This is a genomic window from Mycolicibacterium aubagnense (assembly GCF_010730955.1).
Taxonomy (GTDB): domain Bacteria; phylum Actinomycetota; class Actinomycetes; order Mycobacteriales; family Mycobacteriaceae; genus Mycobacterium; species Mycobacterium aubagnense.
On sequence record NZ_AP022577.1, the window covers coordinates 1289446 to 1313781 of the forward strand.

The window sequence follows — 24336 nt, forward strand, 5'->3', positions numbered from 1 at the left end:
GGTCAGTCCCGCAGGTAGACGTCGATCATCTCGTCGAGACCCCGGCCCACAATCGGATCGTCGGTGAGTGGACCGGCGATGGCCGCGCGGGCAGCCTCCGGCGCGCTCAGCCCCTCGGCGATCAACCGTCCGGCGGCGATGAGCACCCGGGTCGAGGCCACCTCCCGCAGGCCGGCAGTCTCCAAGCGGCGTATCGCGTGCGCGAACGACACCAGGCGGGCCGCGGCATCACTGCCCACCCCAGCCTCGTGCGCGACGATTTTCTCCTCGACTTCGCCTGCGGGGAAATCGAATTCGATGGCGACCAGCCGTTGCCGGGTCGAGTCCTTCAAGTCTTTCAACACACTCTGATAGCCCGGGTTGTAGGACACCACCAGACCAAAACCCGGGGCGGCATCGAGCGTGATGCCGAGCCTCTCGATGGGCAGCTGCCTGCGATGATCAGCCAGCGGGTGCAGCACCACGGTCGTGTCCTGCCTCGCTTCGACCACCTCGTCGAGATAACAGATGGCGCCCTCCCGGACGGCCCGGGTCAGCGGGCCGTCGACCCACTCGGTCTCACCACCCCGCAACAGGAATCGTCCGACGAGGTCGGCCGTGGTCAGGTCGTCGTGGCACGACACCGTGATCAGCGGGCGACCCAGGTCGTAGGCCATGGCCTCGACGAAACGAGTCTTACCGCAACCGGTCGGCCCTTTCAGCACTATCGAAAGCCCCTGCCGGAAGGCCGCTTTGAATACCTGCTCCTCGTTGCCGACCACTACGTAGTAGGGCCGCGCCCCTGCCGTCATACAGCTGATCCTTTGGTGGTGGGTTTCGAGATGCACCGACGGACGTCGGCCGACTGCAACGCCGATCGGAACAGCGGGCCGATGGTGACACTGAGCTGATCGAGCCGCGGCAGTATCGCATGCGCAGCACTGCCGAAAACCTTTCGCAATTGGTCGGTTTCGGTGCCGGCGCCGACAGTCAGGCACAGACAGCCGATCCCCTGGCGCCGAGCTTCGGCAAGGGCATGACGAGCGTCTGCCGCCCCGTATGCCCGCTCGTAGCCATGGTCGTACGCAAGCCCATCGGATAGCACGACCAGCAGCCGCCGCGCGGTGCCGCCGTCGCGTTGCAGCACCGCAGCTCCGTGCCGGATCGCCGCACCGAGCCGCGAGTAGGCGCCGGGGCGCAGACCGTGGAGACGGCGCAGCACCACTGCGCTCACGTCGTCGCCGAAACGCTTCACCGGCATCGTCCGCACCGCCGAACGCCCTTGGGATTGAAAGGCATACAGCGCCACGCGGTCACCGAGGTCGTGCAGCGCGACCATCAACGCGGCGGCGGCGGCCCGCTGGTGTTCATGCACCGTCCGCCCCGCGGGGCCGAGTTGCCCCACCGAACCGGAAGTGTCCAGCAACAGCAGTACCGACAGGTCGCGGCGGCGCCGGAGGCTCGCGATGTACACAGCCTCGTCGGGCGCGGAACCCGCGAGTAATTCCGCCTGCGCCTCGACCGCGGCGTCGATGTCGATATCGTCGCCCTGAGCCTGCCTGCGGCACCGATCGAGCCCGACACCGAGCCGAGCCAGCGGCCGGCGCAGGCCATGGGCGTCGGGCACCCAAGGCACGCTGGTCCGGTCGGGCTCGGGTTCGACCTCCTGGACCGTGCACCAGTCCGCCCGGTAGCCGCGCCGGTGGACATCCCACTCCGGATAGCTGAATCCGCCGGTGTCCCAGGCACTCCCCTCGTCGGCAGCGGTGGCCATCGAGACCACGGCATGCCCGCCGCCCACCGGTCCGGACCGGGTCCGGTGCGTCGGGGTATCGGCACCAGGCGTGCCGCCCTCCCCGAGCTTGCGCGCCATCGACATCATCTTCGCGAGCAGCTTGCCCACGCCACCGCCACCGCCGACCGGGCTGGTGAAGATGTCCACAACATCGCCTTGGTCTTCGTCGGTGTCACAGGGTAGTTCGGCAAGTTCACACTGTCGCCGGCCACGCGGAACATGCTGGCCGTGCCCGCCGTATTTCGCCGCCGCCAAGACCTTTCGCGATCTGATCGCACCGAAGATCGGGGGCGGATCCGCGATCGGTTCGCGGCCGAACGCCAGGGCGAGGGATGCATCGGGCGAGTCGCTGCGGCGCGCGAGGTCCGTGTCGATGAGTACCCGCACCGCCGGCGGCAACAGTGCCTCCATCTGTGCCAGGGCGCGGTGGCCTTCGACGGCCAGATACCGGCGCGCGATGTCGCCGCGCCGGCCGATCCGGCGCATGATGTCGGCGTCCAGGCTGCCGGCCGCCAACAGCGACGACTGCACCGCCAACGCGCGCCGCTGATCGATCGCGGTGGCGGACGGATCGACGAACATCGTGTCGCCGTCGGTCCACGCCGGCTCCCCCGGAACGGCCTCCGCGACGTCGACGGGGCGGCCCGCCATGGCGGATGCGAGCAGGCCGAACCGGTGGATGTCCTCACCGGTCGCGTCGGTCTCCACGGAATCTGTCATACCTCGCCACAACCTTGACCAAATATCTGTTCCACCATAGAGTTCGAATTCGACCGCAGTCAATGACAACGTCGGAGAACGTGGACTTCTTGCGGAGGATGCCTCGTGCAATGGCGAATTCATCTGGAGCAGAACATGATTGACTTCGCGGGACAGTCGGTGATCGTGACCGGGGCCGGCCGCGGCCTGGGCCGCCTGTACGCGCTCGAACTCGCCCGCCGCGGAGCCGCCGTGGTTGTCAACGACCTGGGCGGCTCGATGCGGGGTGACGGCGCGGATCCCAGCGTGGCCGACGATGTCGTCGCCGAGATCACGACCGCCGGCGGCTGTGCGGTGGCATCGCATGATTCGGTGGACACCCCGGCGGGCGGTGCCGCGATCGTCGCCACGGCGGTCGAGAGTTTCGGGCGGGTCGACGCGGTGATCAGCAATGCCGGCATCTTCAACAGCATTGCGTTCGAGGACCTCTCGGCCGACGACTGGCGCCGGATGCTGAGCGTGCACCTCGACGGCGGTTTCTACCTGAGTCAGCCGGCTTACCGCGTGATGAAGAACCAGGGCTACGGACGATTCGTCTTCGTCTCGTCGTCGGGCGGCATGTTCGGTCAGCCGATGGAAGCGCACTACGCGGCGGCCAAGGCGGGTCTGGTCGGGCTCTCGAATGTCATCGCGATCGAGGGCGCCGCCCACGGCATCCTGTCCAATACGGTGCTGCCGTTTGGCTTCTCCCGCATGGTCACCGAGACGGTTGGCGATCCGAAAGCCCTGGAAGAGACGGGCTTCCTGAAACTGATCGCACCAGAGTTGGTGGTGCCACTCGCGGTGTTCCTGGCCAGCCGGACCTGCGAGTTCACCCACCACAACTATTCAGCTTGCGCGGGACGTTACGCGCGGGTGTTCGTCGGTCTCGGTGATGGCTGGCTGGCCGGCACCGAACCCGCGCCGAGTGTCGAGGACCTCGTCTCGCATCTCGACGAGGCCACTGCCACCGAACCGTTCGCCATACCCGGCTCGATCTTCGAGGAGGTGTTCGGCGTCTGCGATCGCCTGGGCGTCAAGGTCTTTTAGGCCACGATCGAACCGTTACCGGAGCAGGACCCCGAACTTCTGTTCCACGCTAGATTGGGTGGAGCGTGGTAGCCGACCGCGCACGTCCGGAGGGAGGGCTCTGCTGACCCACGCATATGACGACGGCACCCGTCGGACCGAAATCCTCCAGACCGCCGCGTCGCTCATCGCCTCCACCGGCCTGCGGACGTCGCTGCAGGAGATCTCCACCGCCGCAGGCATTCTGCCTGGCAGCCTGTATCACCATTTCGAGTCCAAGGAAGCGATCCTGGTCGAGCTGATCCGGCGCTTCCATGCCGATCTCCATCGGATCGGCGCCACCGCCCAGGAGCGGCTCGACGGACCCGACGCCGCCCCGTTCCCGGAGAAGATCGTCGCGCTCGGGTCCGCCATCGCGCGGTGCGCCGTCCAGCACGGCGCTGCCCTGCAAATGTCGTTCTACGAATCCCCCAGCGACAACCGCGAACTCGTCAAGCTGCTCGGTGAGCCGCACACCGCCGTCCAGCAGGCCATGCTGAACACCCTCCGCGCGGGTAAATGGGCCGGTTACCTCAGGCCGGAGATCTCCGACCTCCCCACGCTGGCCGACCGCATCTGCCAGTCGATGATGCACGTGGGCCTCGACGTGATTCGGAACAACGCGTCTCCCGATCAGGTCGCCACGGTCATGTGCCGGATCATGCTCGGCGGCCTGGCCGGCCGGCTGCCCACCGATGCCGAACTCGACCGCTCGCCCGCGCTTGGCGTCGCCCGAGCCGCGATCGAAACCTGGTCGGACGACGTGGTTTCCGAAGGCAGCGACAGAGCGATCCACGTGCGCGCGGTGGCACGGGCCGAATTCGGCCGTCGCGGTTACGAAGTCACCACGATCCGGGACATCGCGTCGGCAGCCGGGATGGGGATCGGGACCGTGTACCGACTCATCGGGTCGAAGGAAGAACTTCTGGCCTCCATCATGGCGTCCTTCGGCACGAAGGTGGGCGAGGGTTTCGACCGCGTGCTGAGGGCGGACGCGACGCCGGTGCAGAAGCTGGACGCGCTGAGTTGGGTGAACATCAACGCACTGGACCGGTTCCCGGACGAGTGGAAGATTCAGCTGGCTTGGATGCGACAGTCACCACCTGATACGCCCGCCATCGGTCTGGCGTTCACCACCCGTATGCGGCAGCTGAAGACCCTGGTGTCGGAGGGCCTGCGGTCCGGCGATATCCGCATCGACAGCCCGAACCGCGAAATGCTGGCCCGCTGCGTCATGGACGTGTTGTGGATGCCGCAGAACATCGTCGCGGCCGAAGGCACGCGCGCGGCGTTGATCACCGCGCGCGACACCATGGTGCGCGGCATCGCCGTCCGCGACACCTGAGTCGCAGCATCCCCCTTGGCCAGCACTGCGGTGATGCTATTCTCTCAAATGGAGAATGCCACTATCAGTTAGGTAGCGCCATGCAGGGCCAGCACAGCGACGGGTCGCGTTCGGTGAACGTGGAGTTCGACAGCGGGTTGGCTGTGCTGACCATCGACCGCCCGCACGCCCGCAATGCGATTTCGCTCGACACGATGGACCAGCTGAATGCCGCGCTGGACACCGTGGTCGAGGCCCGGGTGCTGGTGATCAAGGGCGCGGGAGACCGCGCCTTCGTGTCGGGCGGGGACCTCAAGGAACTGGCCGCCATCACCACTCACGACGAGGCCGCCGAGATGGCGTGGCGGATGCGCGGCATCTGCGATCGGCTGGTGAATTTCAGCGGCCCGGTGATCGCCGCCCTCAACGGGCACGCGCTCGGCGGGGGCGCGGAGTTCGCCACCGCCGCCGACATCCGGCTGGCGGCCGACGACATCAAGATCGGCTTCAACCAGGTGACCCTGCAGATCATGCCGGCATGGGGCGGCGCGGAACGCCTGGCCGCGCTCGTCGGCCCTGGCCGGGCCCTGATGCTCGCGGGGACCGGGGAGGTGCTCAGCGCTGCTGAGGCCGAACGAATCGGCCTGGTGGACAAGGTGTTCGAGCGGTCACGCTTCGACGATGGCTGGCTCCAGGTGGCCCACGCACTGACGGCAGCGCCGGTGCGCGATATCAAGCGGGTGGTCCGGGGGCTGTCACCCACGGACGCCGTGGACGCCTTCGCCCGGCACTGGATTTCCGACGAACATTGGGAAGCCGTCGACAATCGCACCAAACCGGTGCAGAGTCTTGACGCAGGACGCCCAGCGTGAAGGGAGCATTCGTGTTTCGGCTGCTGCTGACCGCGACGACGGCCGGTGCCGCGGCGCTGGGCTTCGCGTCCCCTGCCGGTGCGGCGCCGCCGCCCGCCCCCACCGGCTGCATCATCACGGGCTACATGCTCCCCATGGGGTGCGATCAGACCACGGCTGCCTCCAATGGTGTTCCGCGCTGGGGCAACGCCTGCAACGATCGCAACAAGCTCGCGTGGGATGACACCGACGTCGGCACCGTGATCGGCACCATCCTGTGCGACGGCAACGTGTGGACCCGCATGGGCCAGCCACCGCAGGGGGTACATCCGGCCGGCTCCCCGTGCGGCGTCGACGACGGCGTACAACCATTCGAGTTCTCGGCGACGCCGGACAACCACCTGGTGGTGTGCGACTGGATGCAGCCGCCGGAGACGCGGACCTGGGTGCCGTACGAGAAGAAGTGGTCGAGTTACTGAGCGGCCAGCCGCGCCCGTAGCTCACGTTTGAGGACCTTGCCGTAACTGTTCTTGGGCATCTCGTCGAGGTATACGTACCGCTTGGGCCGTTTGAACCGCGCGATGCGCTCCAGCAGATGGGCGTCCAACTCGTCGCCCGGCGCGGTGCCGACGATGAACGCGACGGCGATCTCGCCCCACTCGGGATCCGGCGCACCCACCACGGCGGCTTCCGCGACGCCGGGATGCTCCAGCAGCACTTCCTCGACTTCCCGCGGATAGATGTTGCTGCCACCGCTGATCACCACGTCTTTCGACCGGTCACGCAGGGTCAGGTAGCCGCGGTCGTCGAACGAACCCATGTCCCCGGTGTACAACCAGCCGTCCCGCACCGTGTCGGCGGTGGCGGCAGCGTTGTTCCAGTAGCCGGCCATGACAACGTCACCACGGCAGACGATTTCGCCGATCTCGCCGGCGTCGGCGCGAGTACCGTCCTGACGCAGCACGGCCACCTCGACACCGGTGCGGGCATAGCCGACGGAGCCGAGGATGGCGTCATCACCGGATTCGTGGTCCGGGCGGCGCAACCCGGTGATCGTCATGGGCGCTTCGCCCTGGCCGTACAACTGCGCGAACACGGGACCGAACGCGGCCATCGCCTTCTTGAGCCCATCGAGGTACATCGGCCCGCCCCCGTAGATGAGGGCGTGCAGATTGCGCGGCCGGGCTCGCCCGGTGCCGACCAGACGCGCCACCATGGTTGGGGCCAGGAACGCGCTGCTGCCGGGATGGTGGTCGCAGAGGTCGAGGAATTCGTCGGGGTCGAAGGCACCCGACTCGGGCACGACCTGACGCGCGCCCCGTAGCACGTACGGCGGGATGTAGAGCCCGGAACCATGCGACATGGGCGCCCCATGCAGGAGGCTGCAGTTCTCATCCGGGTCATCGAGATCGGCCAGGTGAGCCAGCGTCATGGCCATCAGGTTGCGATGGGACAGCATCGCGCCTTTGGCGCGGCCGGTGGTGCCGCTGGTGTAGAACAGCCATGCCAGTGCCGACGGGTCGGCGTCCGGTGGGTCGACCGGTGGTGCGGCCAGTCGCCGCGAATACGACTCGGCGCCAATGACTTCGGTGGGCCGCTGAAGACGAGCCCCAATGGTCGGTGACGCGAAGACCAGCGAAGCGCCGCTGTCGTCGAGGATCTGCCCCATCTCGCGGGCGTGCAGTTTGTAGTTGATCGGTACGGCCACACATTGCGCGGCCCAGACCGCGAACAACAGTTCGACGATCTCGGGACAATTCTCGGTGGCGATCGCGATCCGGCTGCCGGGTGTTCCGAGCCCGGCGGCCAGGGATAGTGCGCGCTGCCGCAACTCTTTCCACGTGTGCAGCTGAGTCTGTCCGTGGTACACCGCACCGCGATCCCCAAATCGGGTGGCGGCGAGGTCGAGAACGGCGAACATGTTCACCGCGCGATCCACACCGAGTCCAGTGCGTAATCCGACAGGTACTTGGTGGAACTCCACCCGCCGTCGACAACGATGGTCTGGCCGTTGATGAAACTCCCTGCCTCCGAACACAGGAACGCCACGGTGCCGGCAACGTCCTCGACCCGGCCGAGCCGTTGGTGCGGGGTCATCTCGACGTTGATCTTGCGGAACCGCTCGTCGTCCAATCGGTGTGCGACCATCGGTGTGACGGTGACTCCGGGCGCCACGGCGTTGCACCGGATGCCGTGCGCGCCATACTGGCATGCGATGTGTGTGGTCAACGCTGTCAGCCCGCCTTTGGCCGCCGAATACGCGCCGCCGCGCAGCCCACCGACGACGGCGAAAGTCGACGTGACGTTGATGATCGCCGAACCCGGCGCCAGGTGCGGGATGACGTCGCGGGCCAGTCGGAACGGCGCACGCAGCATCAGCCCCAGGGCGTAATCCAGTGCCTCGTCGTCCGTTTCGTGCAGCGGCTTCGGGCTGCCGACCCCGGCGTTGTTCACCAGAAAATCAATGCGTCCCCACCGGCTGAGCGTGGCCTCGACGATGCGGGACGGCGCATCGTCGTCGGTGAGATTCACGGCCAGGGTGGCGATGCGGTCGGGGTTGCGCTGTCGCAATTCCGCCAGGCGGGTTTCATCCCGACCGGTACCCAGCACGGCCATGCCGGCCTCGGCCAGCGTTGTCGCGCAACCGAATCCGATCCCGCTACTGGCGCCCGTGACTATCGCTACCTGCATGTCAGCCTCGCTCTGATCTGGTGCTTGAGAACCTTGCCCGCGTCGTTCTTCGGCAGCGCATCCCACGTCTCGACCTGCTCGGGAACCTTGAACCGCGCGATTCCCTTCGCCACCAGGAAGCTCCGCAATTCCGCGATCCCGGGTGGCGAGCCTGCGGACGGCACGATCACCGCACAGGCCCGTTCGCCCGTCCGCTCGTCGGGCAATCCCACGATGGCAACCTCCGCGATACCCGGATGGCCGACCAGGATGTCCTCGACTTCCTTGGGCGCGATGTTCTCACCGTTGCGGACAATGATGTCTTTGGCCCGTCCGGTGACCACGAGGCAGTCGCCCTGCCACCGGCCGAGGTCGCCCGTCGGAAAATACCCTTCCGCGTCGCGGGATTCGTCCTGTGGGTGACGGTAGCCGACGAGCATCTGCGGTCCCCGGACCCGGATCTCGCCCACGACGAGCCTGATATCGGCGATCGCCGGGCGACCGTCGGTGTCCGCGGCGGCGTCGGGATCATCGAGCGCGCCGACCGTGGTGACCGGAACCTCGGTGGAGCCGTAGACGCGGCTGACCTTGGCCCGTTCGAAATAGGCTGTGGCCCTGCGAATCAACGATGATGGCACGGATGCTCCGCCGCAGATGAACACCTTCAGGTCGGGTAGCCGGGTCCCGGCCCGCGCGGCGGCGTCCAGAATCTGTTCGAGAAACGGCGTCGCGCCGGCTACGTGGGTACATCGCTCGGCGACCATGAGCGCCACCGCCTCGTCGGCGTTCCAGCGCTCCATCAGCACGGCGGTGGTGCCGAGCAGCAGCGGGCACTCGAACGCGTAGATGGAGCCGCCGATGTGGGCGATCGGAGAAGGGACGAGAAAGGTGTCACCCGGCTCGATCAGCCAGTGGTCACGTAGCTGCCCGATCAGCGCACCGATCGAATTATGGCTGTGCAGTACACCTTTCGCGCGTCCGCTGGTGCCCGAGGTGTACAGCAGCAGCGCGGGGTCATCGGGTGCGACGGCCGGGAAATCCGATGGCACCGCGGCGGCCGGCAGTGCGCCGTCGCGCACCGCGACGATCTCTGGCGGCGTGCCCATCGCCGCCGTCACGCGAGCGAGCATGGCGGCGTAGTCATGGCCGCGAAACTCTCTCGGGATGAAGATCATCCGGCAGTCCGCGTCAGCGAGGATGAACGACAGTTCATGGTCCCGCAGCGACGGCAGGATGGGGTTCACCACCATGCCCGCGAGCGCTGCCCCGAGGTAGACGACCGCGGCCTCAGACCAGTTCGGCAGCATGAACGACACCACACTGCCGCGCGGCAGCCGCGCAGAAAAGTGGGCCGCCAGCGCACACGCCTCGCCATACAGCCCGGCGCCATCGACGCGGTGCGCACCGTCGATCAGGACGGTGCGGCTGCTGGTCGCGAGTTCGCGGAGGCCATCGACGATTGTCCGCATCACCGCCTCAGCTCTTGACCCGCCGCATCGTCATCGAATGCCGGTACCGTGCCGCCGGATGCGTGTTGACGGTGACCTGGGCGATGTCACCGTCCGACGTCCGGTAGGTACGCCGCATCTGGAGGGCGGCCGTCCCCAGGTCCACCTTGAGCTCCGCAGCCAGGCGGGATGAGACGACCACCGCCGAAATCTCTTGGTGCACTTCAGCGATACTGACACCGAACAGATCCTCGAGCAGCGGGAAGATGGGCCCCGAGTGCCGGTGCAGCAACCGGCCGACGGCCGCGAACTCGCGGTTGATGTAGTACTCGGTGCGACAGATGGGCGCACCGTTGCCGCTGCGGAAACCCTCGACCGCCAGCCACTGCGAGCCGAGCGCGAGCCCGGTCCTGGTCTCGTGATCGGCATCGACGGTCACCATGGCGGTGGACACGATCTCGAACTGTGCGCCCTCTGCAAAGGCCAGCAGATCGTCTATCGACATCACGTCCTGCGCATAGGCGTTCGCCGTCGACCTGGGCACCACCAGGGTGCCCGCGCGCGGCTTCGACTCGACCAGGTTGTCGTCGCGAAGTCGGCGCAGGGCTTCCCGAACGGTGTAGCGGGACACGGCGAATCGCTCGCAGAGTTCGTGTTCGGTGGGCAGCTGGGAACCGACGGGGTACACCCCGTCGACGATCTCCTTGCGCAGAGTGCGCGCCACCTGCAGGTAGCGATGTTCGGCGGTCGGGGCGGTCACGAGCACTCCCGACGCAGAGCGAGCACGCTGCCGTCGCCGTCGGCAGAGACATAGAGGGTGCCGTCGGGTGCCGCGGCGATGCCCGCGAACGGGCCCTGCGGCCCGGAGAACGGCGGCAGGCCTTTGAGTGGTTTCGGCGCCACCCCGGGTGGCGCGCCGATGGGCAAATCCCAGGCAATGCTCGTGCGGGCCTTGCTGTTCAGATCGAACACGACAATTTCCTTGCTGCCCGCATCGACGACGTAGAGCCGTCCATCAGCCACGACGATGCCCTGTGGGCACCCCAACCCGTCGGCTACGACCTCGACCATCGAGCCCGTCAGTTTCACCACCCGGCCCGCCGCCGATTCCGAGACCAGCACCCCGCCGCCAGGCGCCATCGCAACCCCCACCGGATCCAGCAATCCCGTCGCCAGTGTCTCGACCCCACCGGCCCGCACCGCGAGCACCCGGCCCGACCCGAGTTCGGCGGCGACCACGGTATCGCCGTCGACCGCCACCCCGTACAGCTGGTCGAATCCGTCTGCCAGCACCTCGGTTTCGGCGCGGGCGGGCGCATACCGACTGATCTGACCACCCGAAGTGGTCACCACGAACTCTCCCGCACCACAGGGCGCCAGGCCGCGCAGGAACCCGGGATATCCCGGTGAGAACAGCATCCCGACCGTCTGCAGCCCACCGTCGGCGCCCACCGCATAGAGGTAGGTGCCGTCGGCGATGTACAGTCGGCCATCATCTCCGACCGCGAGGTCCAGCGGCCAGTTCAGCCCACCCGGCAGCAGAGCACGCGTCGATCCGTCGGGGAGAATCTCGGTGATCTCGCCCGTGAAATGTGATGCGAACAAACGATTTCCGACAAAGGTCAGGTTGTCGAGCCCCGGCGTCAGCTGCGCCAGCACACGTTGTTCGCCACTGCGCGGGTCGATGCGGAGTACTTGTCCGCTGGCCACCTGAGTGGAAACCATGAAGCCGTCGGCATCGAACTTCACCGCGTCGGGCACCCCGAGGCCTGCCGCAACCCGCTGCGGCTCACCACCATTCGGGTCCACCCGCCAGATCTCATTGGCACTCAACACCGGAAAGTACAGCATTCCATCGGGACCGATTTCCATCGCGTTGGGTGACGGCAAGTCCTCCAACAGAACCCGCACCACTCCCCCGTCACGGTCGAGCTCCATCAGCCGCCCACCGTCACGACATTCGTTGACGAACACCCGATCCTGGTGCACCGTGATGCCGTTGGCGCTGGGAAGGTCGTCCCGAAGCACGCGGGTCCGGCCCGCGGTGTCGAGCACGCTGACCCGGCCGTCCATCACCTCGGTGGCGTACAGGTTTCCGGCTGCGTCGAACGCAACGTCGTCGGGCGCGATGATGTCGCCGCCCTTGGCGGCCACGGTCGCCAGCTCTCCGGTGACCGGGTCCAGGGCGCTGATCTGACTGCCGGTCACCTGCGCGACGTAGATGCGCCCGTCGGGACCGGTACGCAATCCGTTGGCACCGAACAGCCGACTCGGCGCGGTCACCCGGTCCAGACGCCAGCCCTGCGCAACACTCGGTCGGGTCGCGATATAGCGGCTCATGAGCGGCGACGGTATCAAGCCGCAGTAGTCCAGACAATAGGGCGTCGTCATCGCACCGAACCTCTTGACGAGCTGATTCTCCCTGCGGAATAGTGTTCTCCAATATGCAGAACAAGCTATGTTGTCCGGACAATTAGCGTGTCGACCACAGGACTCTTGAGGTTGGACGGCCGCATCGTTGTCGTCTCCGGCGCCGGCGGTGGTGGCATCGGCACCACCGTGACCCGGATGGCCGCGGAAGCAGGGGCGACGGTGATCGCCGTCAGCCGTTCACAGGCGAACCTCGATCGGCACGTCGTGCCGCTCACTGCCGCCGGCCTCGCCGTCATCCCCATCGCGGCCGACGCATCCACCGACGAAGGCATCACCGCGGTGATCGACCTGGTGCGCCGCACCGATGGCGCCCTGCACGGCCTGGTCAACGTTGCGGGCGGTGCCGAGCCCGGCACCTGGATGCCCTCGACGCGGGTGACGCGTGACGACTGGCGGGCGTTGTTCAACCGCAATCTCGAGACAGCGTTCTTCATGAGCCAGGCCGTGGCCAACGAACTTCGTGCCACCGGACGTCCCGGGTCCATCGTCTCGATCTCGTCGGTCAGCGGCATGAACACCGCGCCCTTTCACATTGCGTACGGCACGGCCAAGGCGGCCATCGTCGCGATGACCAGGACCATGGCGGTCGAGCTCGCGGCCCACGACATCCGCGTCAACGCCGTCGCCCCCGGGGTCACCCAGACGGCCGCCTCGGCGACGTATGTGGACGACGATCCGGATCGCGATCGCCAAGCCATCGCGATGGGCCGCCGCGGGCACCCCGAAGAACAGGCCGGCGCAATCCTTTTCCTGCTGTCGGACCTGTCGAGCTACATGACCGGCCAGACCCTGCTGGTCGATGGCGGCCTCAATCTCAAGTGGAGTCACCTCGGCGCCGACCACACTTCGTTGTTCCTCAAAGACGAGGCCTTCCGCACCACGATCAAGGAGATGTGATGGAGGAGCTGTCACAGCCGACGATGATCGGCGTCGACGCGTATGTCAGTCCCGAGTACGCCCGTGCCGAGCGGGATCGGTTGTGGCGCAAGGTATGGCAGCAGGTCGGGCGCGTCGAGGAGCTGCCGGAGATCGGCAGCTACCTGACCTACGACATCCTCGATGACTCGATCATCGTGGTCCGCACCGGGGCCGGCACGACGGCAGATGATTTCCGGGCCCACCACAACGTCTGCATGCATCGCGGACGCCGGTTGGTCGACACCCCGGACGGCGCGAAGCACGCCTGCGGGCGCAGCCCCAAGAGCTTCGTGTGTGGATTCCACGGCTGGACTTACGGACTCGACGGCGCCTGCACGCATATTCGCGAGCAGGACGACTGGCAGGGTGCACTAACCGGGCAGAACACGCACCTGGCTCCGGTGCGCGTCGAGTGTTGGGGCGGCTGGCTGTTCATCAACATGGACACCGACTGCGAACCATTGGCTGACTACCTCTTTCCGGCAGCCAAAATCCTTGACCCGTTCCGGCTGGACAACATGCGCTACAAGTGGCGCAAGTGGCTGAACTTCGACTGCAACTGGAAAGTCGCGATGGAAGCCTTCAACGAGACCTACCACGTGTTCACCACCCATCCGGAGTTCAACCGGTTCGGCGAGTTCAAGGGCTGGGCCAAGGCACAGGGCCGGCACAGCAACATCGGCTATGACGCACCCAAAGGTCTCGACGAAACAAAGTCGAAGATTCGGCTCGGGATCGGCGACCCGCGCATCTCGACCGCCGAAATGCAGATCTACACAATGGAAGAGACCAACGCGACCACCACGCAGACGCTCGTAGATGCCGCCAAACGCCTGGTCGACGAGTTACCGGAGGACACCCCGGCGGACAAGGTGCTGGAGCATTGGCTGTCCTCGGCACGCCGCGATGACGAGGCGCGCGGCGTCATCTGGCCGACCATCCCCGCCGATGTCCTGGGCCAGAGCGGCACGGCGTGGCAACTCTTCCCCAACTTCCAGATCGGCCAGGGCCTGACCAGCGCGCTGTGTTACAGCGCCCGGCCGGATCCGAGCTACGACCCGAACAAGTGCATCTTCGAAGTCGCGGTGTTCGAGCTGTATCCGAAAGGCCGAGAACCGCAGACGGAATGGGAGTACACCCCCAAAGACAGCCCGAATTGGCTGTCGGTGCTGCCGCAGGACTTCTCGAACATGGCCGCGGTGCAGCAGGGCATGAAGTCGGCCGGCTTCCCCGGCACGAAGCCCAATCCCTACCGGGAACGCAGCACCGTGAATCTGCATCACCAGCTGTCGAAGTACATGGGCACCGGCGAACCACAGGAGTTGCGATGACGTTGTCCGAGACGTGCGGACCCACCCAGACCCCCGACGTCGACATCGACGCGATGCGCGTGAAGTACGCGCGCGAGCGGGCGAAGCGGGTACGTCCGGAGGGCTCGGCCCAATACCTCGAGGCCGCCGGCGATTACGCCGATTTCTCCGAGAACGATCCGCATACCCCCGTGACACCGCGAGCACCGATCGATGCCGACCTCGAGGTGGCGATCCTGGGCGGCGGGATCGCCGGACTTCTCGCGGGCGCCTACCTGACCAAGGCCGGCGTCGAGGACGTGCACGTAATCGAGGCGGGCGGCGACTTCGGCGGGGTGTGGTACTGGAACCGCTTCCCCGGAATCCAGTGCGACAACGACGCCTACTGCTACATCCCGCTGTTGGAAGAACTGGACTTCATGCCGTCGAAGAAGTTCGCCGACGGCGCCGAGATCTTCGCGCACTGCCAACACATCGGGAAACACTTCGGGCTCTACGACGGTGCCCTCTTGTCGACGCAGGTACGCACCGTGCGCTGGGACGAGGACATCAAGCGGTGGCGGCTGACCACCAATCGCGGCGACGACATCCGCGCCCGCTTCGTGGTCATGACGCAGGGCTCCTACAACCGGCCGAAGCTGCCGGGTATCCCCGGCATCAAGGACTTTCAGGGTCACGTCTTTCATTCCGCCCGGTGGGATTACCACTACACCGGCGGCGATGCGAATGGCGGACTCGACAAGCTGGCCGACAAGCGCGTCGCCCTGGTCGGCACCGGCGCGACCGGAGTGCAACTGGTCCCACACCTCGGCCGGGATGCCCGACACCTCTATGTCTTTCAGCGCACACCGTCGTCGGTGGACTTCCGCGGCAATGAACCCACCGATCCCGCGTGGGCAGCGTCGTTGCAGCCGGGCTGGCAGGCCGAACGCAAGCGGAACTTCCACCGATGGTCGCCGTTCGAAGGCGTGGTTTTCGATGCGCCAGACCAGGTCTGCGATTTCTGGACCGAACTCGGCCGCAATCTCACGGCCCGCATCGCGGCGAGCCCCGATCCCACCGCCCTCGGCATCGACCAGATCATGGCGATGCGAGAGGAGGAGGACTACAAGATCATGGAGCGGCTGCGCCGCCGGATCGCCGACCTGGTCGACGATCCGGACACCGCGGAGGCACTCAAGCCGTACTACCGATTCATGTGCAAGCGCCCGACATCCAGTGACGAGTATCTGCCGAGCTTCAACAGGCCCAATGTCACCCTGGTCGACGTCGCGGAGTCGCAGGGCGTGGAGCGACTCACCCGGACCGGCATTGTCGCCAATGGGGTTGAGTACGAGGTGGATTGCGTCATCTTCGCCAGTGGATTCGAGATCTCGACCGAGATCGGCCGCCGCTACGCGATGGATGCGATCGAGGGCCGCGACGGCGTGTCACTGTTCGACCACTGGCGCGACAGTTACCAGACCCTGCACGGGATGACGAGCCGCGGCTTCCCCAACCAGTTCCACACCGGCTTCATCCAGGGCGGCGTGTCAGCCAACACCACCGCGATGTTCGAGCAGCAGGCCGAACACATCGCCTACATCATCGCCGAGGCCATCAAACGCGGCGCCACCACCGTCGAGCCCAGCCAGGCGGGACAGGACGCGTGGGTGGCCACCGTCCGGGAACTCGCCTTCGACAACTCGGCCTTCGACAACAGTTGCACGCCGGGCTATTACAACAACGAGGGCCGCGGTTTCGGAGATGGCGGCCGATCCTTCCTCGGTGAGGTGTACACGCCGGGCTTCTACGCATTCGACGATCTGCTGAAGGAATGGCGCGACGCCGGTGACCTCGATGGCCTGGTATTGGGAAACTAGATGTCCGACTTGAGATTCGAGGGCCGCGTCGCGATCGTCACCGGCGCCGGCCGAGGGCTGGGACGCTCGTATGCGCTCCTGCTCGCCTCGCGTGGGGCCCGCGTGGTGGTGAACGACCCCGGCGGCGCGCTGTCCGGCGATGGAGCCGACACGGGCCCGGCCCACGATGTGGTGCAGGAGATTCTCGCGGCCGGCGGCCAGGCCGTCGCGTGCACCGACTCCGTGGCCACCCCGGCCGGTGGGCAGGCGATCATCGATGCCGCGCTGCACCAGTACGGCCGGGCCGACGTCCTGATCCACAACGCCGGGAATGTCCGACGGGCACCGCTGCGGGATATGACGTCCGACGACTTCGACGCGGTGCTCGACGTTCACCTGCGCGGTGCCTTTCACGTTGTGCGAGCGGCTTTTCCGGTGATGTGCGACGCCGGCTACGGCCGCATCGTGCTGACGTCGTCGATCGGCGGACTCTACGGCAACCACCAGGTGGCGAACTATGCAGCCGCCAAGGCCGGCGTCATCGGTTTGTCGAATGTCATTGCCCTGGAAGGTGCTTCAGACGGAGTCACCTGCAACGTCGTGGTCCCGGCAGCCGTCACGCGCATGGCCGCGGGCATCGACACGTCCGCCTATCCCCCGATGTCACCCGACCTGGTGGCCCCTGTCGTCGGCTGGCTGGCCCACGAGTCCTGTTCGGTCACCGCCGAGATCTTCATCGCGCTGGCCGGCCGGGTCGCTCGGGTCATCGTCGCGGAAACACCCGGTGTGTACCGGCCGTCGTGGTCCATCGAGGAGGTAGCCGCACAATCTGCCAACATCCGTGACGCGCATGAACCGGTGAGCTTCCCTGTCGTCCCCGACGGGCACGGCGATCACATCCGCTACAGCTTCGCGATGGCCGTCCGTGGCTAGCGGGCCGGCCAGCGGGCCTCTGCACGGGCTACGTGTCGTCGACCTCACCGCCATGGTGATGGGGCCCTACTGCACGCAGATCATGGCCGACATGGGCGCGGACGTCATCAAAATCGAACCGCCGCAAGGTGATGACACGCGCTTCATCTCGGTGGGTCCGGCACCGGGCATGAGTGGGGTGTTCGTCAACGTGAACCGCGGCAAACGCAGCGTGGTGCTGGACCTGCGCACCGACGCCGGAAAATCGGCGCTGCGGGCATTGTGTGAGACGGCCGACGTCTTCATCCATTCGATGCGGGCCAAGGCCATCACCCGACTGGGCTTCGGCTATGACGACGTGGCCGCGCTCAATCCGCGCATCGTCTATACGAACTGCTACGGCTACGGACGCCGTGGCCCGGACCGGGACCGGCCCGCCTACGACGACACGATTCAGGCCGAATGCGGGCTACCCGCCCTCCAGGCGCAACTCACCGGACAAGCCGACTACGTCGGCACCATCATGGCGGACAAGATCGCCGGGCTCACCGCGCTCTACGCGACCACCATGGCGCTGTTCCACCGCGAACGTACCGGGGAGGGCCAGGAGGTCGAGGTCGCGATGTTCGAGACCATGGCCTCGTTCATGCTCGTCGAACATGCCAACGGCGCCATGTTCGACCCGCCCCTGGGTCCTGCCGTGTACCCGCGCACCGTGGCGCCCAACCGCCGTCCCTACCGCACCAGCGACGGCGAGATCGCCGCGCTGATCTATAACGACCGGCACTGGAAGGCATTCATCGATGCCGTGCAACCGCCGTGGGCCAGCGACCGGTACGCCACTCTGGAACAGCGTGCCCGCAACATCGACATCGTCTACGGGCTGGTGGCCGAGACCATGAAGGAACGGACCACCGACGAATGGCTGGCTCTGTTCCGAACCTTGGAAATCCCGGCTGCACCGCTGAACACCCCCGACGCACTGTTCGACGATCCCCACCTCAACGCCGTGGGCTTGTTCGAGACGGTGGACACCCCACATGGCCCGGTGCGCTTTCCCGGTGTGCCGACCTGGTTTTCCCGCACGCCCGGCCGGGTGGCCGGCCCGGCACCGATGTTGGGCGCCGATACCGAAGAGGTGTTGAGCGAACTGTGAGCATGGACTTCGAGATGGGCGCGGACGCCACGGCGCTGCGCCGACAACTGCGCGACCTGGTGAACGAGCATGTGCCGGAGGACTTCCTGGGTGCCTTCACCGACGATCCGGCGGATCTGGCTGTGGCGCAGCGGTTCTGCCGCGTCCTCGCCGAGCGTGAGCTGCTGTGCCTGGCCTGGCCGCGCGAATTCGGCGGTCGCGGTGCATCGGTGTGGGAACAGACCGTGGTGCGCGAGGAGATGTGGGCGCACCACGAGCCGCGCGGCGCCCAGTACATGGGCGTCAACTGGGTCGGCCCGATCATCATGCGCCACGGCACCCAACAGCAACGGCAGCAGCACCTTCCACTGATCGCCCGCGGCGAGGTGATCTGGTGCCAGGGTTTCTCGGAACCGGAGGCGGGCTCGGACCTCGCGTCGCTGCGCACCACCGCACGTCCGGACGGCGACGGCTGGCGGATCACCGGCCAGAAGATCTGGACCTCCTACGCCACCATGGCGCAGTGGTGTTTCCTGCTGGCGCGGACCTCCCGCCAGGAGAAGAAACAGGACGGACTCTCGATCTTTCTTGTCCCGATGGATGATCCGGCGATCCAGGTCCGGCCCATCCGCACCATGCTCGGCCCCCACCATCTCAACGAGGTGTTCATCGACGAGCTTCGGGTCACCCCGGCCGACGTGCTCGGCACGGTGGATCAGGGCTGGTCGATCGTGCACGACGTGATGTCCTTCGAGCGGGTCGGCATCGCCCGTTATGCGCGCTGCGAGCGGCTGCTGACCGCGGCGCCGACGGCACTGGGCGATCGGTGGCCGTCACTGCCGGATGAGTTGCGCAGCAGGTGGGTACGCATGATGACGCACTGCCGGCGGGCTCGCCTGCTGGCCTATCGGGTAGTGGCACTGCAGGCCGCCGGGCAGGTGCGGCCGGCCGATGCGGCGGCATACCGCATCGCCGTCACCCGGCTGGATCAGGACAGCGCAGAGGTACTGACGGACCTGGCCGCCGAGGTGGCCGACGACACCGCGTACACCCGGTGGTTCCAGGCCGAGGTGGCCGACCACTGGCGCTACTCGCAGGCGTCGACGGTGTCATCAGGAAGTATCGAGATGCAGCGCATCCTGCTCTCCCGAGCATTGTTGGCGGCGGCGCGGTGATTCTCGATCTCGGTGAGCAGGCCGAAGAGTATGGCCGACAGGCGCTTCGGGCGTTCGCCGCGGCCGGCGGCGACGCCCTGCTGCAACAGGCGGAAGCGAAGCCGAACACGCGGGCGGAACTCGTCGACCGCGTGCTGCGGGAGCTGGGCGCCTGGGACCTGAACGCACACACCGACGCCGACGAGCTGGAGGCGGCGGCAGCGCTGTGCCGCAGCGCCGGGTATTGGGCGCTGCCCTATCCAGTGGCCGAAATCCTGGCTCGCCCTCGGGATCTCACGGTCGACGGATTATCGGTGGTGGCCGACATCAACCCGGCTGCCCCGGTGGCCGGACTCGACGGACCGTGGGCGACCGTCACCGTCGCCGGCACCCGCAGTGAGGTCGTCGAACACGGGCCGGCCGGCCCCGCGTTCGTGGCCCCGCTCGTGCTATCCGCGGTCCATGACCGCGGATCCGCCGACGTCGCGCTGGCTCTGGTCCTGCCGTGCTGGACGCTGCTGGGCATGCTCGACCGGGCCATGGAACTCACCGTCGCATACGTCACGATGCGCAAGCAGTTCGGCGCGCCCCTCTCGTCTTTCCAGGGTGTCCAGTTCCAGCTGACCGACGCCGAAGTGGAACGCAGCGGGCTGGACATCCTGGCCAAACACGCGTTGTGGAGCGTCGGCACCGACCAGCCGGAAGCCGCCAATGATGCGTTGGCGCTGCGGATGTCGGCGCTGGAAGCGGCCGACACTGTCTTCCGGGTCTGCCATCAGCTGCACGGCGCCGTCGGCTTCTGCGACGAGACCACCCTCTCGTGGCTGTCGCGATACAGCCAGCCACTGCGCCGGCTACCCCTGGGCCTCTCCGCGACGAAAGCGGAACTGACTCGGAGGATGTCGTGACCACCGGCTTCCGCGAACACGTGCGCGCCTGGTGCGAGGCGCATGTCCCCCACGACTGGCGGCGCACCCAGACCGGGGCCCCGGAAGCGGAATTCGTGCGATTCCAGAAGGCATGGTTCGCGGAGTTGCACGCCGCGGGATTCGCCGTTCCGCACTGGCCCCGCGAATGGGGTGGCGGCATGAGCGTGGCCGACCAGATCGTGCTGTATCAGGAGCTGGCCGCACACGATGCACCCCGGCTGGTTCTGGCGTTCGTCGGCATCCACCACGCCGCGGCTACCTTCCTGGCTGCGGGCACGGAAGAACAACGGCAGCAACATCTTCCGGCCATCCTCGACGGTGAGCTCTGGGTGCAGGGCTTCTCCGAACCAGAGGCCGGCTCGGACCTGGCGAGTCTGCGGACCTCGGCCCGCCGTTCGGGTGACTCATACATCGTCAACGGCCAGAAGCTGTGGGCTAGCGGTGGCGCGCACGCCGACTGGTGCCTGCTGCTGGCCCGCACCGATCCGGATGCCCCGAAGCGCAAGGGCATCACGTACTTCCTGCTCGACATGCGCAGCCCGGGCGTCGACGTCCGCCCGATCCGCAACGCGATGGGTGACTCGCACTTCTGCGAGATCTTCCTGACCGACGTGGTCATTCCGGCGGCGAATCTCGTCGGCGCGGAAAACGAGGGATGGCAGGTGGCGCAGCAGACATTGGGCGCGGAGCGCGGCCTGACCATGCTGGAACTGTCGGAGCGCCTGGCCCACAACGGTTTTCGCCGGCTGGTCGAGACCTGTCCGACCGACGATCCGATGGTCGCCGACCGGCTGGCCCAGTTCGAGATTGAGATCAGCGGGCTACGCGGCCTCTGCCGCCGGTTGGTGGAGAACGTGGATAACGAAGGAGCCGGCTCGACCAATCCCGCCGACGCGTCGATCGTCAAGCTGTTCTACAGCGAATTGCTGCAACGGCTCACTGATTTCGGCGTCGAAGCCGGCGGCCTGGACGTCCATACCCAGTTGACGAAGCCGATGTCAAGTGGCTGGGAGTCGGGCTCGTGGCTCCTCGACTTCATCGGGTCATGGGAGTGGACCATTCCCGGCGGGACCAGCGAGATTCAGCGCACCATCATCGGCGAGCGCGGCCTGGACCTGCCGCGAGAGCGGAGTGCGTCGTGACCGATTTCGGCGAATTCCATGACGAGCTGCGGTCGGTGGCCGGCGACGTGCTGGCCAAAGGCAGCAACGTCGAGTGGCCGTCGCTGGTCGAGGCCGGCTGGGTCGGGCTCGAGGTGCCGGAAGAGTTCGGTGGTGCCGGGGCGACGTTCGCCGAGGTGGCCGTGCTCTGCGAGGAACTGGGCCGCGCCGCGGCAACCACCAGTTATCTGGGCAGTGCGGTACTGTCGGTCGGGGTGCTGAACATGCTGGCACCCAGCGCGGTTCGCGATGAGCTGTTGGCTGGGGTCGCGACCGGCAGCGTCCGGCTGGCCGTGGCCATGGACTCAACCGATTTCGTGCCTGACGCCGAAGGCGCCGACCGACTCCTGATGGCCTCCGCCGACGGCGTCTCCGTCGTCACCCCAGCTATCGTTCCCCGGCCGGTGCTCGACGAGACGCGGCGCCTGGCCACCGTGGTCCCGGGCAGCGCTGCCGAAACCCTGCACTTCGCAGACGGCGCCGTCGACCCGATCGGCCTCCTACGCGATCGGGCGGCGGTGGCGGTCGCGGCCGACAGCCTCGGCACCGCCGAGGCGGTGCTCGCCGCGACGGTGGACTACACCAAGGTGCGCCATCAGTTCGGCCGCCCGATCGGATCGTTCCAGGCCGTCAAGCATGCCTGCGCCGACATGCTGGTCCAGGTCGAAGTGGCACGTGAACTCGTCCGCGCCGCAGTCGAATCCGTTGCGCAGGGCCGCGCCGATGCCGCCGCGTCGATGGCCAAGGCCTACGCCACCGGCGTGGCCGTCGACATCGCGGGCAAGGCCATGCAGCTCCACGGCGGCATCGGCTACACGTGGGAAAGCGGCATCCACGTATACCTCAAACGCGCCGCACTCAACCGTTCGCTGTACGGCTCTCCCGCAGCACACCGCAGACAACTCGCCAAGCGCTACCGATAGAAGGAGTTTCAGATGGGCGTACCGGTCTACAAACGCATTCTCGACCTGTTCGAGGCCGAAGGAGTCAACACCCTCTTCGGCATCCCGGATCCCAACTTCGTGCACATGTTCACCGAGGCCGCAGCTCGCGGCTGGTCCGTCGTGGCGCCGCACCACGAACTGAGCGCCGGCTTCATGGCCGAGGCCGCCTCGCGAATGACGGGGAGGCCGGGTCTGTGCATCGGAACGCTCGGACCGGGTGTCGCGAACATCGCCGGCGCAATGATGTGCGCACTGGTGGAGAACTCACCGGTCATCTTCCTGGGCGGACAGCGGGCCCGCATCACCGAGCGCCGCGTGCGTCGCGGACGCATCCAATTCATCCAGCAGGAAGGACTTTTCGCGCCGTCGGTGAAGTACAGCAGCTCCATCGAGTACGCCGATCAGACCGACGAGATCATCCACGAGGCAATCCGCCGGGCGATGTCGGGCACCCCGGGCCCGGCCTACGTCGAATTCCCGTCACACGTGATCCTCGACGAACTCGACGTGTCGGAGGCACCGAGCCCCGCGGCCTACCGGCTCGTCAACCAGGGCGCGGGCGCGCGTGAGGTCGCCGAAGCCGCAAAGTTGATCACGGCGGCCAAGAGCCCGATCCTGCTGGTCGGTCACGGCGTGCACACGTCACGCACCCAACAGGAGGTGAAAGAACTCGCCGAACTGATGAACTGCCCCGTCATCCAGACCTCCGGCGGCACGTCCTTCATCCCCGGCCTACAGGACCGGACGTTCCCATACCTGTTCTCGCCGGCCGCGAACCAGGCCGTCGAGGATTCCGACCTGTGCGTCGCGCTGGGCACCGAACTGGGTGAACCCATGCACTACGGCCGGACCCAGCACTGGGCGGCGGGCAACGCGAACCGTAAATGGGTTTACGTCGAGCAGGATCCGGCCGCCATCGGCGTCAATCGTTCGTTCGACGTGGCGCTGGTCGGCGACCTGCGCGGAGTCGTCCCACAGCTCGTCGAGGCACTGCGCGACACCCCGCGCGCACCGACGGCCAATCTCGACACCCTGGTCACGGCCGACGCAGCCGAACTCGCCGAACTTGCGGAGAATGCGCCGTCCGGGCGCGCTCCGATCCATCCGGCGCGTTATGTCGTCGAGGCCACCAAGGCGTTCAGGGAACTCGAGGACGGCATCATGGTGCGCGACGGCGGCGCGACCGTGATCTTCCAGTGGACCTACTCGCAGTCCAAGCCGCGCGACGTCATCTGGAACCAGAACTTCGGCCACCTCGGCACCGGTCTCCCCTACGCCGTCGGCGCCTCGATCGCCGAAGGCCGCAAACGCCCGGTCATGCTACTGACCAGCGACTCGGCATTCCTGTTCCACATCGCCGAATTGGAAACGGCTGCGCGCGAGGGCCTTCCGCTGGTATGTGTAGTCGGGGTCGACCATCAGTGGGGCCTGGAGGTCGGCGTCTACAAGCGGACCTTCGAGCAGCCGTCGCCGCAGCCCGGCGTGCACTGGAGCAAGGACGTCCGGATGGACAAGATCGCCGAGGGCTTCGGCTGCCACGGCGAGTACGTTGAGAAGGAGGACGAGATCGGTCCGGCCATCGCGCGTGCCTATGCCAGCGGAAAGGTCGGAGTGGTGCACGTGTGCATAGACCCGAAGGCAAACTCTGAGGAGATGCCCAAGTATGACCGATTCCGCACCTGGTACGCCGAGGGCACACAGTGAAGACGCCGAGGGCACACAGCAAA

Annotated in this window: 21 protein-coding genes; 14 read left to right on the plus strand and 7 right to left on the minus strand. The window is 66.9% G+C overall.

Annotation, left to right across the window (positions count from 1 at the left end; all coding sequences use genetic code 11):
- Positions 1 to 2: 2 nt before the first annotated feature.
- A complete protein-coding gene (locus G6N59_RS06330) occupies positions 3 to 791 on the minus strand; it encodes a CbbQ/NirQ/NorQ/GpvN family protein (protein ID WP_138231300.1) in 789 nt (262 codons plus the stop codon).
- On the minus strand, positions 788 to 2494 hold the full coding sequence (locus G6N59_RS06335) for a nitric oxide reductase activation protein NorD (protein ID WP_138231301.1): 1707 nt from the start codon (positions 2492 to 2494) through the stop codon (positions 788 to 790). The genes G6N59_RS06330 and G6N59_RS06335 overlap by 4 nt, the downstream gene beginning before the upstream one ends.
- Before the next feature lie 135 nt (positions 2495 to 2629).
- On the opposite strand from G6N59_RS06335, the gene G6N59_RS06340 reads away from it, so the two are divergent.
- From G6N59_RS06340 to G6N59_RS06355, 4 genes are all read left to right on the plus strand, one after another.
- A complete protein-coding gene (locus G6N59_RS06340; RefSeq protein ID WP_138231302.1) occupies positions 2630 to 3562 on the plus strand; it encodes an SDR family NAD(P)-dependent oxidoreductase in 933 nt (310 codons plus the stop codon).
- Positions 3563 to 3620: 58 nt separating this feature from the next.
- Positions 3621 to 4925 carry a TetR/AcrR family transcriptional regulator gene (locus G6N59_RS06345; protein ID WP_407665825.1) on the plus strand — a complete coding sequence of 435 codons (1305 nt, stop codon included), beginning with the start codon at positions 3621 to 3623 and terminating at the stop codon, positions 4923 to 4925.
- An 80-nt stretch (positions 4926 to 5005) separates the two neighbouring features.
- Entirely contained in the window at positions 5006 to 5776 is a 771-nt protein-coding gene (locus G6N59_RS06350) for an enoyl-CoA hydratase/isomerase family protein (protein WP_138231303.1), read from the plus strand.
- The gene (locus tag G6N59_RS06355; RefSeq protein WP_138231304.1) at positions 5773 to 6234 is read left to right on the plus strand and encodes a hypothetical protein; all 462 of its coding nucleotides are present in this window, start codon (positions 5773 to 5775) and stop codon (positions 6232 to 6234) included. Before G6N59_RS06350 ends, G6N59_RS06355 begins: the two co-directional genes overlap by 4 nt.
- Here the strand turns inward: G6N59_RS06355 and G6N59_RS06360 are convergent.
- From G6N59_RS06360 to G6N59_RS06380, 5 genes are read right to left on the minus strand one after another with little or no spacing between them, the layout of a single operon-like run.
- Complete coding sequence (locus G6N59_RS06360) at positions 6228 to 7682, minus strand: AMP-binding protein (RefSeq protein WP_138231305.1); 1455 nt, start codon at positions 7680 to 7682, stop codon at positions 6228 to 6230. The genes G6N59_RS06355 and G6N59_RS06360 overlap by 7 nt on opposite strands.
- Entirely contained in the window at positions 7679 to 8446 is a 768-nt protein-coding gene (locus G6N59_RS06365) for an SDR family NAD(P)-dependent oxidoreductase (protein ID WP_138231306.1), read from the minus strand. The genes G6N59_RS06360 and G6N59_RS06365 overlap by 4 nt, the downstream gene beginning before the upstream one ends.
- Positions 8437 to 9894 carry an AMP-binding protein gene (locus tag G6N59_RS06370; protein WP_138231307.1) on the minus strand — a complete coding sequence of 486 codons (1458 nt, stop codon included), beginning with the start codon at positions 9892 to 9894 and terminating at the stop codon, positions 8437 to 8439. Before G6N59_RS06370 ends, G6N59_RS06365 begins: the two co-directional genes overlap by 10 nt.
- Before the next feature lie 7 nt (positions 9895 to 9901).
- Complete coding sequence (locus G6N59_RS06375) at positions 9902 to 10633, minus strand: GntR family transcriptional regulator (RefSeq protein ID WP_138231308.1); 732 nt, start codon at positions 10631 to 10633, stop codon at positions 9902 to 9904.
- Positions 10630 to 12213 carry an SMP-30/gluconolactonase/LRE family protein gene (locus G6N59_RS06380; RefSeq protein WP_138231418.1) on the minus strand — a complete coding sequence of 528 codons (1584 nt, stop codon included), beginning with the start codon at positions 12211 to 12213 and terminating at the stop codon, positions 10630 to 10632. Before G6N59_RS06380 ends, G6N59_RS06375 begins: the two co-directional genes overlap by 4 nt.
- A 138-nt stretch (positions 12214 to 12351) precedes the next feature.
- Between G6N59_RS06380 and G6N59_RS06385 the strand changes: the two genes are divergently transcribed.
- The 10 genes from G6N59_RS06385 to G6N59_RS06430 are packed head-to-tail and all read left to right on the plus strand — an operon-like array spanning position 12352 to position 24313.
- Positions 12352 to 13203 (plus strand): SDR family NAD(P)-dependent oxidoreductase, encoded by an 852-nt coding sequence (locus G6N59_RS06385; RefSeq protein ID WP_138231309.1) that lies wholly within the window; start codon positions 12352 to 12354, stop codon positions 13201 to 13203.
- Positions 13203 to 14555: an aromatic ring-hydroxylating oxygenase subunit alpha gene (locus G6N59_RS06390; protein ID WP_138231310.1), complete on the plus strand. Its 1353-nt coding sequence runs from the start codon at positions 13203 to 13205 to the stop codon at positions 14553 to 14555. Before G6N59_RS06385 ends, G6N59_RS06390 begins: the two co-directional genes overlap by 1 nt.
- Positions 14552 to 16396, plus strand: a complete 1845-nt coding sequence (locus G6N59_RS06395) for a flavin-containing monooxygenase (RefSeq protein WP_138231311.1) — start codon at positions 14552 to 14554, stop codon at positions 16394 to 16396. Before G6N59_RS06390 ends, G6N59_RS06395 begins: the two co-directional genes overlap by 4 nt.
- Positions 16397 to 17308, plus strand: a complete 912-nt coding sequence (locus G6N59_RS06400; RefSeq protein WP_138231312.1) for an SDR family NAD(P)-dependent oxidoreductase — start codon at positions 16397 to 16399, stop codon at positions 17306 to 17308. It abuts the gene before it with no gap.
- Positions 17309 to 17327: 19 nt separating this feature from the next.
- The gene (locus G6N59_RS06405) at positions 17328 to 18443 is read left to right on the plus strand and encodes a CaiB/BaiF CoA transferase family protein (RefSeq protein WP_138231420.1); all 1116 of its coding nucleotides are present in this window, start codon (positions 17328 to 17330) and stop codon (positions 18441 to 18443) included.
- A gap of 2 nt (positions 18444 to 18445) precedes the next feature.
- On the plus strand, positions 18446 to 19597 hold the full coding sequence (locus G6N59_RS06410) for an acyl-CoA dehydrogenase family protein (RefSeq protein WP_138231419.1): 1152 nt from the start codon (positions 18446 to 18448) through the stop codon (positions 19595 to 19597).
- Positions 19594 to 20484 carry an acyl-CoA dehydrogenase family protein gene (locus G6N59_RS06415; RefSeq protein WP_138231313.1) on the plus strand — a complete coding sequence of 297 codons (891 nt, stop codon included), beginning with the start codon at positions 19594 to 19596 and terminating at the stop codon, positions 20482 to 20484. Before G6N59_RS06410 ends, G6N59_RS06415 begins: the two co-directional genes overlap by 4 nt.
- Positions 20481 to 21647, plus strand: a complete 1167-nt coding sequence (locus tag G6N59_RS06420; protein ID WP_138231314.1) for an acyl-CoA dehydrogenase family protein — start codon at positions 20481 to 20483, stop codon at positions 21645 to 21647. Before G6N59_RS06415 ends, G6N59_RS06420 begins: the two co-directional genes overlap by 4 nt.
- The gene (locus tag G6N59_RS06425; protein WP_234884301.1) at positions 21644 to 22588 is read left to right on the plus strand and encodes an acyl-CoA dehydrogenase family protein; all 945 of its coding nucleotides are present in this window, start codon (positions 21644 to 21646) and stop codon (positions 22586 to 22588) included. The genes G6N59_RS06420 and G6N59_RS06425 overlap by 4 nt, the downstream gene beginning before the upstream one ends.
- A gap of 12 nt (positions 22589 to 22600) precedes the next feature.
- Complete coding sequence (locus tag G6N59_RS06430; protein ID WP_138231316.1) at positions 22601 to 24313, plus strand: thiamine pyrophosphate-binding protein; 1713 nt, start codon at positions 22601 to 22603, stop codon at positions 24311 to 24313.
- Positions 24314 to 24336 lie beyond the last annotated feature (23 nt).

Coding starts and splice junctions, on each gene's coding strand:
- G6N59_RS06330 (WP_138231300.1), bottom strand. CDS start 791: ATGACGGCAGGGGCGCGGCCCTACTACGTAGTGGTCGGCAACGAGGAG.
- G6N59_RS06335 (WP_138231301.1), bottom strand. CDS start 2,494: ATGACAGATTCCGTGGAGACCGACGCGACCGGTGAGGACATCCACCGG.
- G6N59_RS06340 (WP_138231302.1), top strand. CDS start 2,630: ATGATTGACTTCGCGGGACAGTCGGTGATCGTGACCGGGGCCGGCCGC.
- G6N59_RS06350 (WP_138231303.1), top strand. CDS start 5,006: ATGCAGGGCCAGCACAGCGACGGGTCGCGTTCGGTGAACGTGGAGTTC.
- G6N59_RS06365 (WP_138231306.1), bottom strand. CDS start 8,446: ATGCAGGTAGCGATAGTCACGGGCGCCAGTAGCGGGATCGGATTCGGT.
- G6N59_RS06370 (WP_138231307.1), bottom strand. CDS start 9,894: ATGCGGACAATCGTCGATGGCCTCCGCGAACTCGCGACCAGCAGCCGC.
- G6N59_RS06380 (WP_138231418.1), bottom strand. CDS start 12,213: ATGAGCCGCTATATCGCGACCCGACCGAGTGTTGCGCAGGGCTGGCGT.
- G6N59_RS06390 (WP_138231310.1), top strand. CDS start 13,203: ATGGAGGAGCTGTCACAGCCGACGATGATCGGCGTCGACGCGTATGTC.
- G6N59_RS06395 (WP_138231311.1), top strand. CDS start 14,552: ATGACGTTGTCCGAGACGTGCGGACCCACCCAGACCCCCGACGTCGAC.
- G6N59_RS06400 (WP_138231312.1), top strand. CDS start 16,397: ATGTCCGACTTGAGATTCGAGGGCCGCGTCGCGATCGTCACCGGCGCC.
- G6N59_RS06410 (WP_138231419.1), top strand. CDS start 18,446: ATGGACTTCGAGATGGGCGCGGACGCCACGGCGCTGCGCCGACAACTG.
- G6N59_RS06430 (WP_138231316.1), top strand. CDS start 22,601: ATGGGCGTACCGGTCTACAAACGCATTCTCGACCTGTTCGAGGCCGAA.